The 13,613-nt window shown below is 65.1% G+C and carries 13 protein-coding genes; 4 read left to right on the plus strand and 9 right to left on the minus strand.

Annotated features, from left to right (window positions below; all coding sequences use genetic code 11):
* Positions 1–321 precede the first annotated feature (321 nt).
* Positions 322–1,632: a Rieske 2Fe-2S domain-containing protein gene (locus OXC99_12740; protein ID MCY4625848.1), complete on the plus strand. Its 1,311-nt coding sequence runs from the start codon at positions 322–324 to the stop codon at positions 1,630–1,632.
* A 76-nt stretch (positions 1,633–1,708) separates the two neighbouring features.
* Here OXC99_12740 and OXC99_12745 read toward each other — a convergent pair whose 3' ends face one another.
* The 4 genes from OXC99_12745 to OXC99_12760 form a co-directional block, all read right to left on the minus strand.
* Positions 1,709–3,343: a DNA methyltransferase gene (locus OXC99_12745; protein MCY4625849.1), complete on the minus strand. Its 1,635-nt coding sequence runs from the start codon at positions 3,341–3,343 to the stop codon at positions 1,709–1,711.
* Positions 3,344–3,416: 73 nt separating this feature from the next.
* The gene (locus OXC99_12750) at positions 3,417–4,241 is read right to left on the minus strand and encodes an MBL fold metallo-hydrolase (GenBank protein ID MCY4625850.1); all 825 of its coding nucleotides are present in this window, start codon (positions 4,239–4,241) and stop codon (positions 3,417–3,419) included.
* A gap of 9 nt (positions 4,242–4,250) precedes the next feature.
* Complete coding sequence (locus tag OXC99_12755; GenBank protein ID MCY4625851.1) at positions 4,251–4,607, minus strand: hypothetical protein; 357 nt, start codon at positions 4,605–4,607, stop codon at positions 4,251–4,253.
* A 52-nt stretch (positions 4,608–4,659) separates the two neighbouring features.
* Positions 4,660–5,736: a hypothetical protein gene (locus tag OXC99_12760; GenBank protein ID MCY4625852.1), complete on the minus strand. Its 1,077-nt coding sequence runs from the start codon at positions 5,734–5,736 to the stop codon at positions 4,660–4,662.
* Between the two features lie 171 nt (positions 5,737–5,907).
* Between OXC99_12760 and OXC99_12765 the strand changes: the two genes are divergently transcribed.
* From OXC99_12765 to OXC99_12775, 3 genes are all read left to right on the plus strand, one after another.
* Positions 5,908–7,224 (plus strand): Rieske 2Fe-2S domain-containing protein, encoded by a 1,317-nt coding sequence (locus OXC99_12765; protein ID MCY4625853.1) that lies wholly within the window; start codon positions 5,908–5,910, stop codon positions 7,222–7,224.
* A gap of 457 nt (positions 7,225–7,681) precedes the next feature.
* Complete coding sequence (locus tag OXC99_12770; protein ID MCY4625854.1) at positions 7,682–8,602, plus strand: ABC transporter permease; 921 nt, start codon at positions 7,682–7,684, stop codon at positions 8,600–8,602.
* 102 nt (positions 8,603–8,704) lie between these two features.
* On the plus strand, positions 8,705–9,874 hold the full coding sequence (locus OXC99_12775; protein MCY4625855.1) for an LLM class flavin-dependent oxidoreductase: 1,170 nt from the start codon (positions 8,705–8,707) through the stop codon (positions 9,872–9,874).
* Positions 9,875–9,890: 16 nt separating this feature from the next.
* Here OXC99_12775 and OXC99_12780 read toward each other — a convergent pair whose 3' ends face one another.
* The 5 genes from OXC99_12780 to OXC99_12800 all read right to left on the minus strand — a co-directional run bounded on the left by OXC99_12780 (position 9,891) and on the right by OXC99_12800 (position 13,111).
* Positions 9,891–10,112 (minus strand): type II toxin-antitoxin system HicA family toxin, encoded by a 222-nt coding sequence (locus tag OXC99_12780; protein MCY4625856.1) that lies wholly within the window; start codon positions 10,110–10,112, stop codon positions 9,891–9,893.
* Positions 10,109–10,315 carry a type II toxin-antitoxin system HicB family antitoxin gene (locus tag OXC99_12785; protein MCY4625857.1) on the minus strand — a complete coding sequence of 69 codons (207 nt, stop codon included), beginning with the start codon at positions 10,313–10,315 and terminating at the stop codon, positions 10,109–10,111. Before OXC99_12785 ends, OXC99_12780 begins: the two co-directional genes overlap by 4 nt.
* Before the next feature lie 62 nt (positions 10,316–10,377).
* Positions 10,378–10,863 (minus strand): PaaI family thioesterase, encoded by a 486-nt coding sequence (locus OXC99_12790; protein ID MCY4625858.1) that lies wholly within the window; start codon positions 10,861–10,863, stop codon positions 10,378–10,380.
* A gap of 184 nt (positions 10,864–11,047) precedes the next feature.
* The gene (locus OXC99_12795; protein MCY4625859.1) at positions 11,048–12,127 is read right to left on the minus strand and encodes a cupin domain-containing protein; all 1,080 of its coding nucleotides are present in this window, start codon (positions 12,125–12,127) and stop codon (positions 11,048–11,050) included.
* 219 nt (positions 12,128–12,346) lie between these two features.
* Positions 12,347–13,111: a dienelactone hydrolase family protein gene (locus tag OXC99_12800; GenBank protein MCY4625860.1), complete on the minus strand. Its 765-nt coding sequence runs from the start codon at positions 13,109–13,111 to the stop codon at positions 12,347–12,349.
* Between the last annotated feature and the right edge of the window lie 502 nt (positions 13,112–13,613).

The following is a 13,613-nucleotide window of genomic DNA, read 5'->3' on the forward strand; positions in this document are numbered from 1 at the left end:
GCGGTCGCGGTCCGGGTCGGCGGCGGACGGGTCCTCCCCGCCACAGGCCAGCAGCAGGGCGGGCAGGAGGAGGAAGGCGAGGATGCGCGAAAGGGTCATACGCGGGCTCCTCATCTGCGAACGGGTCCGGTGCGGTATGCGGGGGATGGTAGCACTCGCAGAGACGGGTGGGCAAGCGGTGTGGGGCGGCCCTTCGGTGGGCCTCAGGCTGAACGGCGGGAGGCGTTGGTGGGAAGGCGAGACGGTGGTATAGTTATGCACGCCGCACCAGGGGAATCGAGCCAAAGCAGCGGCGCAGCAGGGGCACAAGGAGAGGAAGACATGCTTTCACAGCGAGACAACGATGCGCTCTGCCAGGTGGGGCCGGGCACGCCGATGGGCGAGCTCTTTCGGCGGTTCTGGCTGCCCGCGCTGCTGTCGTCGGAGCTGCCGGAGCCGGACTGCGAGCCGGTGCGGCTGCGGCTGCTCGGCGAGAACCTCGTCGCGTTCCGGGACAGCGAGGGGCGGGTGGGGGTCGTCGACAACTTCTGCCCGCACCGGCGAGCGAGCCTCTTCTACGGCCGGAACGAGGAGTCGGGGCTGCGCTGCATCTATCACGGGTGGAAGTTCGACGTGAACGGCGACTGCGTGGACATGCCCTCGGAGCCCGCCGAGAGCAACTTCCGGGACAAGGTCAAGGTCAAGTCATACGCGGCGGAGGACTTCGGCGACGTCATCTGGATCTACATGGGCCCGCCGGAGCTGAAGCAGCCGCTGCCGCAGTATGAGTGGGCGCGGGTGCCTTCGGACCAGCGGCGGGTGCAGCGGTGGATCCAGGACTGTAACTACATGCAGGCGCTGGAGGGGGACCTGGACTCCACGCACGTCTCCTTCCTGCACCGGTGGATGGACCCGGACCAGGCGACGCCGTGGGACCCGCAGCAGCGGCAGCGTCGGCGGACGACGGCAAGCGGGCAGGCGCTGCTGTACCGCGAGGGCGCGCCCAAGTTCTCGGTCAAGGAGACGGACTTCGGGATGGTGTACGGGGCGCGGCGTCCTGCCGGCGACGAGGGGTTCTACTGGCGGGGGACCCACTTCTTCATGCCCCGCGTCACCCAACCGCCCCCGCCCCCCGCCTGGTTCGGGCACGCGTGGGTGCCGGTGGACGACGAGCACATGTCGTGCCTGGCGTTCTCGTGGAACCCGAACGAGCCGCTGAACACGCCGATGGGCAGCAACAACGGCAACATCCAGCTCGAGCGGGTGCAGATGCCGTTCCCGGACGGCTTCATCATCGACACGTGGCGCGATGTGCGGCAGGCGCTCAACAACTACGGCATCGACCGGAAGCTGCAGAAGACGGGCAACTTCACGGGCATCGGGCCGCAGCGGACGCAGGACGTGATGGTCAACGAGACGCAGGGGTGGATCTCCGACCGGACGAGGGAGCACCTGGGCACGACGGACCTGGCGATCATCGCGGCGCGGCGGATGCTGCTGCGGATGGCGCGGGAGCTGGAGGACGGCGTCGAGCCGCGGGCGGCGGTGCAGGGCGACTTGTACCACGTGCGGGCCATCGACGTGGTGACGGAGGAGTCGACGCTGGCGGGCGTGCTGGAGAGGCACGTCGATATTGCGACGGCGACGGTGTAGGGGGGAGCAAAAGCCTGACGAGAGCAACGGGCCGCTCCGTTCGTCCTGAGGGAGACCGAAGGGTGAGCGGGGCGGTTTAGTCTTCGGACTCTCCCAAGGCTACTTGGCGTCCCTCGCCTCGGCGGACTCGTTGCGCCGCCTGATATGCCCTCGACACGCTAGGTGGTAAGTCGAAGCCCTGACCTGCGAGCAATTGTGCAATGGTCCGAATTTGGACCTTTGGGTAGTCGCGATCCCACAAGTTGGAGTGGAAGTGCCCTGACGCCGCAGCCTCAGTACGCATGGGAGCGGTAGGCGGCTCCAGAGAGATGAAAAGGCCCATTGCGGCCTGTTCCCGCTCCACCACTCCCCGTAAGTCGCGTACCTGCGGCACCGAAACCTGACCGCCCTTCACCTGCAAGACGATTTTCTGGGTGTTGGAACGCGGACCATCAATAAAGTAAAGCAGGCCATCAACACCCCGGTCCGCACCGCGGCGGGATTCCTCAATCGGGCGCGCCTCCAAGAGAGAGATTGCCCAGAACTGAAATTGGTATGGATCCTGCGCCCAGAGTGCCCTTGCGCTGCCTTCATCCTGGGGTTCGCCAACGACGTCATAGTCGCGGCCCGGGTCCAAGTCATGAGCCGTCTTGATGCGGTTCTTCATGAGGGCCACGGCGAGATGTGTGATGTCTATACCGACCCACTGCCGGTTGAGTTTCTGAGCAGCGGCAACAGCAGTCCCGCACCCGCAGAATGGGTCCAGAATCACATCTCCTTCATTGCTGCTGGCTGCAATGATTCGCTCTAGCAGGGCTATGGGTTTCTGAGTTGGGTAGCCCAGTCGTTCGGGAGAATTGGCCTGTATGGGCGGGATATCCTCCCAAATAGTGTCGACGGGCGTGCCCTGCATCTCATCCAAGTACCGCTTGAGTCGCGGCACACTGTTCGGGCGTGACTGAATGATGAGGCCTTCGTCGTAGGCGGCCTGCATTCGCTCCTTTGTCCAGCGCCAAACTCTAGTTACGCCAAGAAACTCGTAAGTGAGGTTTGGCCTATTCCTGTTCGGGTTCACCAAGTCTGCAAGTTGATACCTTCGACCGGTTTCCGCCTCCACATGGCGATAGAATTTCTCGACGTACTCGGTCTCGTGCGGACGGAAAGGGGAGTTCCACGTGAACTGGTCTCCCTTAGTGTAGTAGAGCAGCCGGTCGGCATTATTGGCATAGCGCCGGGTGGCCAGACCCTTAGCGTTGGTTCGTCGCCAGGTGATTTCACTGCGAAACCTGTCCTTCCCAAAGACTGCGTCCATCAAAAGCTTGAGGTAGTGGCTGGCGGTTGGGTCGCAGTGGAGATAGATGCTTCCAGTAGGCTTGAGGACCCGCTTCAATTCGACCAGGCGAGGCGCCATCATCACCAAGTAGGCCATCATGTCATTTCTGCCAACGAAATCCCGAAATGCCGAAACCATAGCAACTACTGGCGCTGGTATCTTTGGGCTCTCGATTATGTCGTGGGCGTAGACATGCTCGGTTTCGTGGGTCCATTCCCACGCGTCAACGAACGCATGAACCTGCGCGGGCGACTCCTCCCCGGTCTTTTCGCGAAACAGCACATTGTACGTAGCGTTTGAGTTGAAGGGGGGATCCAAGTAAATCAGATCGACAGATTCATCGGGAACATGATCGCGCAGGACAGGCAGATTATCTCCAAAGTAAAGCGTGTTCCTCATGGGCACCATTATCCTTCACTGCAAGCAGCGCAGCAATTTGACTCAAGGCTGGGTTCCTCGAGTTTTGTTGCCTTCACCGCAGCGCGTAGACGCCATTGCCTGAGGTAACGCGGCCCTCTGCGGCTAGTTTGTCGAGGTGGCTTTGGACTTGCTCGGCGGCTATGGCCAGGCGGGCTTCCGGGATGTCTGTGTAGAGGGCGTCGCGGATTTCCATGACGGTGTTGGCGCCCATGGCTAGCTGCGAGAGCACCTGCTCCTCGCGCTGGCGGCGGTGTTCGATGAGCTCTTGCATGCGGGCGACAGGGTCGACCACGGGGCCGCCGTGGCCGGGGTAGATGACGCGCGGGGCAATGTCACACAGCTTGCCGACCGACTCCACGTAGAGGCGGAGGTCGCCCTCGCCGGGGCGGACGAGGGTTGTCGTGACGCCGAGGACGGTGTCGGCGGAGAGGAGGGCGTGGCGCTCGCGGACGAGGACGGCGACGCTGCCCATGGTGTGTCCGGGGGCGTGGATGACCTCGAGGGTCAGGCCGCCGAGGTCAAAGGTCTCGCCGCCCTGCAGCTCCTCGTCGACCTGGGCCTCGCCCTCAAAGCGCTCCTGCTCGATGGCCTCGCGGTCGAGGCGGTGGCAGAGGATGGGGGCGCCGGTGTCGCGATTGAGGCGGACGGCGCCGCCGGCGTGGTCGCGGTGGCGGTGGGTGACGAGGACGCCCATGATGGGTGGGCCGCCGACCTGATTGATGTAGGCCATGCGGGCGGCGTGGTCCTCGTCCTCGTCGTAGCCGGAGTCGATGAGCATGGCGGCGCGGTGGCCCTGCACGAGGTAAACGTTGGGCGAGGGAATGCCGAAGGGCTGGCGGCCGTGAGCCATCTGGTGGATGCCGCGTTCAAGTTCCACTTCGGGGTCCTATCTGGTCGCCGACTCGGGCGTGGTGCCGTAGAGGGTGCGGATAACGGCCTGGATCTCCTTGGCGGCCTCGACGCCCTGCCGCGCGCCGACGAGGTAGTGGGCGTTGTAGACGTGGTCGCGGGCCTCGCGCAGGCGTTGGGTCATCTCCTTGGTCTCGTTGCCGCGGGCGGCGAAGTTCACCTGGGCATCGGCCTCGCGCCAGACGAGGTTCATCTCGATCTCGCGGGTGAAGTACTCATCCTCGCCCTGACTGTCGGCCAAGCGGGCGATGAAGTCGAGGAGGGTGTCGGCCGCGAGGTCCTCGATAATGGCGATGGGGTCTGTGTCGTACCAGCTAAAATAGATGCCGCCCATAATGTCCTCTTTCGTGTTGTACGCCAGTGTACCAGAGCAACGCGATCAGCGTTCAGTTTGTCTTGTTGAGCAGCTCGACGGCGCGGCGGTGGTTGGCCAGCAGGCCGGGCACCCGCGCAGGGTTGGTGCGACCCCAGCCGCACTCTGTGGCAACGGAGAACGCGGGGGCGTACTCCCGAACGGCGGCGATGCGCGCGGCGTCCCCCTCGGCATCGTCGTAGTGGACGAGGCCAAGGACCAGCTCCGCACCGTCCGGCAGGGCGAGGTCCCGCAGGAATTGCAGGTATGCGCCGCCGGGGCGTACGTCGGCCACCGGCATGTGCAGGAAGTCGAGGCGGCGGGCAAGGCGGGAGCAGAGTCCGTTGCTGATCTCGACCAGGACGGCCATGTCCGTCGGCATCACCAGGTGTGCGTCAGCCGGCGAGCCGTAGCAAAGGTGGTAGCCCATTTCCACAGACTCCGGGACGCTCCCTCCCAGCCGGGCCAGCAAGTCAAAGACCTGCTCCTTGTAGTCCGACGGCCGGTGCGAAAAGTAGCCCTCAAAGAGGAGGACCTCCTGGCAGACATCCCACTGGATGGACAGCCTGTCGTGGGGGATGGCGGCGAGGATGCCGTTCAGGGCCTCAAGCAGGGCACGCTCATAGGCGGGCATGAAGGCGTCACGAGACGCGGGACTGACGTACATGAAGCCCAGAGACATTGGTGTGGGAAGGCAGACCTGAAAGCGTGTGTTGGGGCCGATCACGCCCTCGTCACGCAGGCGGGCGTAGACGGCGTAGGAGGCGGCTGCGGCTCTTGCGTAGCCGGTGTCAAACCGCATGGACTGCGGGTCGACGGACGGCTTGATGCGGAGGTAAGAGGTCTCACGCAAGAGGACGCCGTCCCACTGGTATACCCGGTTGGGGCCGGCGTCCGGGTCCTCCTCCATGTCCGGGTGGTTTAGCAGCATTTGGCGCTGAAACCATATCCAGCGGAGGCGCTCGCCGGTCTCGCCGTCGGGGATGCGGCGCAGGTGTGAACCAAGCTCGGCGCAGACGGCGCGGAAGACCGACTCGGTGTCGGGCAGGGGCACCGAGCCGACGAGGTGGGCGTACGCGGCGTGGGCGGTCATGTCGAAGGCGACTCCCATAGGGCGCCAAGTTGGGGGTAAGGATAGCGGAAACGGGCGGCGTGCGCTATGCGGGGGAAAAGGGCCCTGAGGCGTGCCCAAATCACGGGCGAAGTCTGCGCGATCGTGCTTGCGGGCGGGTGTATACTCGTTGCCACACATTGCCCACCGAATACTGGAGGAGGCGAGACTATGCTCACACGGGAAGACAACGAACTCTTGACGCAAACGGGGCCGGGCACTCCCATGGGGGACCTGTTCCGGCGATTCTGGCAGCCCGTGCTGCTGGCCGAGGAGCTGCCTGAGCCCGACAGCCCGCCCGTCCGCATCAAGGTGCTGAGCGAGCAGCTGGTGGCGTTCCGCGGCACCAATGGCGAGGTTGGCGTGGTCGACAACTACTGCCCGCACCGTCGCGCAAGCCTGTTCTTCGGACGCAACGAGGAGGACGGCCTGCGGTGCGTGTACCACGGGTGGAAGTTCGACGTGAACGGCGACTGCGTGGACATGCCGTCGGAGCCGGCGGAGTCCAACTTCAAGGACAAGGTCAAGATCAAGTCGTACCCGGCCCGCGATTGGGGCGGCTGCATCTGGATCTACATGGGCCCCATCGAGCAGATGCCCGGCCTGCCGCAGTTCGAGTGGTGCATGGTTCCGGCCAGCCACCGCAACGTTCGGCGCTGGATCCAGGAGTCGAACTACATGCAGGCCACCGAGGGCGAGATCGACACGTCGCACGTGTCCTTCAACCACCGCTGGTTTGACCTGAGCAAGGCGCCGAGGCAGAACATCGGCCGCCGGCTCAAGAACGGCGCCGCGCTGACCAACCTTGACGGCGCGCCGCAGCTCACCGTCAAGGAGACGGACTACGGGTTCATCTACGGCTCCAGACGCCGCGTGGACGTGGACGAGTACTACTGGCGCGTGACGCAGTTCGTGCTGCCGTTCTACAGCTTCATCCCGAACCCGAGCGATCGCGAGGGCGGCCGCTGCTGGGTGCCGATGGACGACGAGCACATCTCCGTCTTCCAGTACTCGGTCAGCACCGGGGAGGCGTTCACCGACGAGCAGCGGAGGATGGCCAACCTGAGCCCGGAGAACCTGACGCGCGTGAAGTACGAGTTTGCCGACGGGTCCTGCGTCGACACGTGGCGGCCGCAGCGGCAGCTGGAGAACGACTTCCTCATCGACCGCGACATGCAGCGGACCATCAACTACACGGGCATCGGCAGCGGGCGCGAGCAGGACATGGCGATGACGGACAGCATGGGCTCTATCGCCGACCGGACGCGGGAGCACCTGGGCACGAGCGACACGGCGATCATCGCGGGGCGCCGCATCCTACTGCGCCTGGCGCGCGAGTTGCAGGAGGGCGTCGAGCCGTACGCGCCGTCGCACCCGGAGGTCTTCGGCGTCCGGGCCATCGACGTGGTGGACAGCCAGGCCGACTTCTTCAAGCTGCTGCAGGAGAAGGGCGAACTGGGCAAGTCGAAGGCGACGATGCCCGCCTAGCCACAACCGCACTCGAATCGCACGGAGGCCGGCTCCCGAGGGGGCCGGCCTCTTGCTTTTGCGCACCGTCACAGCCCGATTCCGTGATCTGTGAGGACGGCCGTTAAAGGGGTTGACAAAACAATCAGTTATAGTATTGTATGCAGCAATGTTGCGAGACTCCAGGGGGGATGGAAGCTCGCAGCAGAGTGACCATGGCTCCTGTCCCGGGCATTGAGGGCCTGCTCGACCCACTGCAGAGGGAGGGCACGCGCAATCAATGCCCGGGGCAGGGCTTACCCGCTTAACAGTTGCATAGGCCTTCTGAACCAAACTTCAGCTCCCCCTGCCTGAAGTACTCGATGCCACCTGACCGGCCAATCGCCGGTGGAGGGCGGCGTTGAATTCCCCCACTGATTTCCATTTCGGGTCACCGGACGTGGACAGGGCGTTTTTCGCCAGGGAGGAGTCAGAAGCCATGCAGCGGTACATCATGATCCGTTTAGTCCAATCTGTTTTCACCCTCATCGGCGTCAGCATCATTGTTTTCTCTCTTGCACGACTCTCCGGGAACCCGCTCGACGTGCTGTTGCCTCCGGAAGCGTCGGACGAGGATTTTGTGCGCATCAGCGAACTCTGGGGCCTCAACGAGCCGTGGTACGTGCAGTACTTCATCTTTGTAAAGAATGCGGCAAGAGGCGAGTTCGGCCCCTCCTTCAAGTGGCAGGGCCGCACGGCCATGGAACTGGTGCTGCTGCACCTGCCCGCGACGTTGCAGCTGGCTGCGCTGGCTATTGGGGTGTCGGTGCTGCTGGCCGTGCCCATCGGGGTGATGTCCGCCGTGAAGAAGGGCAGCATGCTGGATACAGGGGGGAAGCTGATTGCGCTGCTGGGGCAGTCGCTCCCCTCATTCTGGCTGGCGATCGTGCTGATCTGGATCTTCGCGGTGCAGCTGGGTTGGTTCCCGACCTCAGGAAGGGGCGACGTTTCCAACATGGTCTTGCCCGCGGTGGCGATGGGGTGGTTCTCCGTGGCGTCCTTCATGCGGCTGACTCGCTCGGCGATGCTGAGTGTGCTGGACAGCGAGTACATCAAGCTGGCGCGCATCAAGGGTCTCGCGGAGTCGAAGGTGGTGTGGAAGCACGCGTTGAAGAACGCGGCCATACCGCCGCTGACGGTCTTTGGAGCGATCGTGGTTGGGCAGATGACGGGATCGGTGACCATCGAGACGGTGTTCGCTTGGCCGGGCATCGGGCTGCTGGCACTGCAGGCGGTGAACGCCCGCGACTACCAAGTGATCCAGGCGGTGACGATGTTCATCGCGGTGCTGTTCATCGGCATGAACCTGCTCATCGACATCGTGTACGCCTACATCGACCCGCGCATCCGGTTCGGGTAGCGGGAGGACGCGGTCGCGGGGTGTCCAAACCCGACGGAGGCCGGCTCTCAGTGGGGCCTGCCTCCCGCGTTGACTGCCCCAAATCGCCCGGATACACTCGCTGTGACCGTTGGACACCTGCGCCGCGCCGGCGCGATAGAGGAGACGCACATGACGGACCTGAAGTTTGCGCTGTGGGACGCCTTCCCTGAGTCGGAGGTGGACAGCGGCTCGTCGATCTCGGAGGTGTACGACCGACACCTGGACCTGGCGCAGATGGTGGAGCAGCTCGGGTATCACTCCTACTTCGTCATCGAGCACCAGAACCGGGAGCTTATAAGCTCGCCGAGCGTGTACCTGATGGCGGTGGCCATGCGGACGAGCGTGCTTCGCGTCGGCGCGATGATCTGGCAGCTGCCCTTCCACCACCCGCTTCGGCTGGCGGAGGAGGTAGGCATCCTGGACCAGATCTCGCACGGGCGGGTGGAGTTCGGCACGGGCATCGGCATCCACGAGCACGAGTTCCTGCGCTGGGGGCTGGACTTCTACGCGCGGGGCGAGATGAGCCGCGAGGCGCTTGAGATCATCCAGATGGCGTGGACGCAGGACGAGGTCACCTACGACGGCAAGTACTGGCACTTCAACGAGGCGCTGCCCGCGCCGAAGCCGTACCAACAGCCGACGCCGCCCATCTGGGTGGGCGCGCACAGCAAGGCGGCGCTGGAGTTTGCGGCGAAGGGCAACTTCCACGTGTCGCAGAACATCGACGTGGACGACGTGGTGGCCGAGAAGTTCGACTACTACCGGCAGGTGTGGCGCGAGTGCAACCACCCGGGGCCGATGCCGAGCATCTTCCTGCAGCGCATCGTGCACGTGGCGGAGACGGACGAGAAGGCGCGCGCGGAGGCGGAGCCGCGCCTGCTGGGCCGCGTCAACGTACCGTCGGCGGGCGCGATCCCAGTGGGCGGCAGCTTCGGGCGGGGGCGCATCACGGGTTCCCGCGTCGGCTGGGGCTCGAGCCCGCGGGGGATGGGGACGGAGTCGGACATGCCGGACAATGCCGAGCGGGGGCGCGTCTTCCGGATGATGGCAGAGGACTACGACTTCTCCATCGAGAACGGCGTGGCGATCGTCGGGAGCCCGGAGACGGTGGCGCGGAAGATCGCGGAGCAGCAGAAGTACGTCGGGTACGACCTGCTGGCGACGACGCACAGCTTTGGGGGCATGGACCCGGCGCTGATCGAGAAGTCCATCCGGCTGTTTGGGGAGGAGGTCATTCCGGCGTTCCGGTAGGGGCGAGGCAGGAAGGCTATAACAGTTCTACGAACTCTTCTACGGTCAAATCAGCCTGTCTGATGATGGTGCGCAAGAGCCCTGGCCCTAGCTCTCGGTGATTAGGAACAACAGTTTGAGCGTAGGGATCGTCTCTGCAGAGGATTATGTGACTGCCACGCTGCCGGAGAACAAAGAACCCTGCTCGCTGTAATGCCCGGATGCACTCTCGAGCAGATACCTGCGGAAGACTTGTCAAACGACCAAGACTGCGGAGACGAACTTCTCCTCTGGTACAGGCAGACCCTTTTCTTCCAGCGCCTCAATGTACAGGATGATGGCTTCCTTGATGTTAGAAAGAGCCTCCTCCTGCGTGGCGCCCTGGGTTGCGCATCCCGGGAGGCTGGGACATTCTACATACCAGAATCCTCTCTCGTCTTTGGACATCATCACTTGACGCATTGCGGCCCCTTTCTTAGGCACAAAGCAAGTGTCTCAAGCATACCACCGGTCATACCCTCACACTACCCCACGAGCCAAGTGCGGGCGAGTTCCGGGTAGTCCTGGGCCATGTCCGCGAGGGTGTTGGGGGAGAGGAGGGCGAAGGTGGCGGTGGCCTCGGCGGCGAGGCGGCCGTCGGGGAGAGTGACGGTCGCGCTGGTGCGCATGATGGCGCCGCGGCCGCCGTCCTTGCGGGCCGTGGCGGTGAGGACGTCGCCGACGCGGATTGGGAGGCGGAAGCGGACGTCGAGCTTGGCGGACATGCCCCAGCGGCCCTCGATGACGGGCACGCGGCTCATGACCTCGTCGAGGAGGCCGGTGATGACGGCGCCGTGGATGACGCCGGGGAAGCCCTGGTGATGCTCGAGGCCGGTGTAGGTGGTGACTACGGTGTCGCCTTCGCGCCGGAAGGTGAGGTGGAGGCCGCCGTCGTTGCGGGGGCCGCAGGCGAAGCAGAGGCCGTAGTCTGAGTTGTCGTTCAGGGGGATGGCGGCGGGTTGGGATGTCACAGGTGCACCTCGGTGATGATATGGAGGGGCCTCTAATGGCCCTTCGGCAGGCTCAGGGCGAACGCGGAACCCCCATCCCCGTATCAAGCACGGGGCAGGCTCTAACCTTCCCCCTTGGAAGGGGGAAGGGACTCCCGCACCCCGCATCCCTGGATACCGGCTTTCGCCGGTATGGAGGATGGCGCTAGGCCGGCAGGTGGCCGGAGGGGTGGGGTTCCTCCCGGTAGAGTTGGAGGCCCTTGATGATTGGGGCGTCCGTGAAGCTGAAGAGGAAGGACGGCTCCGTGGACGAGGCGTTGGTGTGCTCGTGGAAGGCCCAGCCGGGGACGCAGAAGGTGTCCTTTTCCTGCCACTCCAGCACGGTGTCGCCGACGCGGGTGCTGCCGCGGCCCTCGACAACGTGGTAGACGGCGCTCGTCGTGTGGCGGTGGGCGAGGGTGCGCTGGCCGGGGCGCAGGAGCTGGACGAAGCAGGCCATCGTCGACATGGCGGCGCCGCCGGTGCGGGGGTTGGTGTACTCCATGATGACGCCGTCATAGGGGCTGCCGCCCTCGCCGGTGGCGAGGCGCTCAAGGGCGGCGCGGGTGCGGCTCCAGGGGTAGTACATGAGGGGCGACGTGCCGGGCGGGCCGTGCTCCTCCCACGCGGGCTGCAGGGCGACGCTGCCGTACTTGGCGAGCGACGTGCCCGGCGACTCGGTCACGGGTTGGGTGTCCTCGGGGTACTGGTCGTGGAAGGACATCTCGAGGAAGTTGAGCAGGGGGAGGTCGAGGCCGTCGAGCCAGATCATGGGGTTGCCGGTGTCGTTGCCGTGGTCGTGCCACTCCCACGAGGGGGTGAGGACGAGGTCGCCGGGGAGCATCGGGAGGCGCTCGCCACCGACTGCGGTGTATCCGCCATCGCTCTCGATGATGAAGCGGAGAGCGTTGGGGGTGTGGCGGTGGGCGGGGGCGATCTCGCCGGGGAGCACGGTCTGGATGCCGCCGAAGAGGGTCTGCGTGGTGGCGGTGCGGCCGCCGAGGCCGGGGTTCATGAGGCGGAGGACGCGGCGCTCGGCCTGCTCGGTGCCGACGAGCTCGGCGGCGCGCATGACGAGGGGGCGGACGTCGCTCCAGCGCCAGACGTAGGGCGTGACCTTGCTGGCGGGCTCATGCGCCTGGATGTCGCCGAGGACGGTCCAGAGGGGGGCGACGTTGTAGGCGCCGAGGCCGTCGTAGTAGGCCTGCAGCTCGGCTTCAGTCGCCTGGACGTTGGAGATTTCCACGTCTGCCTCCTGGGGGTCGTGTTGCCAGTATGCCTCCCGTCCCCCCGCCTGGATACCGGCATTCGCCGGTATGCCGAATCAAGGGTCAGGGTGAACGGGGACAGGCGATTCGCGAATCCCGCCTGCAACCCTGTCCCACACCCCTGGATACCGGCATTCGCCGTTATGACGAGAGACCCTTGGGCGCCCACGAGGGGCGCCCCTACGTATTGCTGTGCGTTAGCCGAGGGCCTTGGCCGTCGGCTCACCGAGGTACTTCTCGAACCATGCGAAGGTCTTGTTCCAGCCGTCGACGGCGGCGTCGACGCGGTAGGCGGGGCGGTCGACAGAGAAGAAGGCGTGGCCTGCGCCGGCGTAGGAGTGGAACTCGTAGGTCTTGCCGTGCTTCTTGAGCTCTGCCTCGATGGTGGCGACCTGCGCCGGGTCCGGGTTGGGGTCGTCCTCGCCAAAGAGGCCCAATAACGGACACGACAGGCCGGGCGTCATATCGAGGGGCGAGACGGGGTTGGCCTCGGTCAGGTCCTCGGGGGCCATGACGACGCGGCCGCCCCAGCAGTCGACGGCGGCGTCGAGCTCCTCGATGTTGCAGGCGGCGATGTAGACCTGGCGGCCGCCGGAGCAGAAGCCGATGATGCCGATCTTGCCGTTCGAGTAGGGCTGGGCGAGCAGGTACTGGATTGCGCCGCGGGCGTCGCCGAGGAACTGGGAGTCAGGGATGCCGCCGGACTCTCGGACGCGCGTGGACATCTCCGTCGCGGTGCCGGGGCCCATGCGGTGGTGGAGGTTGGGCATGATGGCGGCGTAGCCCTGGGCGGCGAGCTTGCGGGAGATCTCCTTGCAGCCCTGGTCCCAGCCGGGCATGTGGTGGACGACGAGGACGACCGGGTGCGGGCCGGAGCCGGTGGGCCGCGCGAGGTAGGCGGCTATCTCAGTCCCGCCGTCACCGGTAATAGAGATGGTCTCTGCGATCATTCCTTCATACATGACAATACCTCCCATGGTTATGGCTTGGCAGAGTGTCGCACGCCCTCACGCGACGCGCAAGGCGCGCGTCCACGACAAGCCGTGAAGGCGCATTCGTTTGGATTCGTGCAGCATCGGCGCAGGTTGCCGCGGGAGGTTGTTTCGGCTTTGTTTTGTAGGGAATGTGTCGCATTTCAGCTACAAGGCAAATTTTTTGCATTTTGCAGGGCCAACCTCCGAACGCGGGCGTTGGGGCGTCGGGGGCCGCCGCTGAGGCGATTGCGGTCACGGAGGCGCGCCGGGCGCGGGGTGAGTCTTGTTCGGGCTGCTGGATTGTGTGCTGCATGGGGGGAGGGTAGCGGGGGTGGGGGGTTTGGCGCGAGGGGCTTGTGTCAGGGTGGGAGAGTATGCGCTGCTGGTTATGTCGGGGTTCCTGCCTCCGCAGGAACGACGGTTGGGGTGGGGTTGCCCCGCACGGCCGCCCCTCTGGATTCCTGCCTGCGCAGGAATGACGGTGGGGGAA

It is taken from the genome of Chloroflexota bacterium, assembly GCA_026713825.1.
Taxonomy (GTDB): Bacteria; Chloroflexota; Dehalococcoidia; order Lucifugimonadales; family UBA1127; genus UBA1127.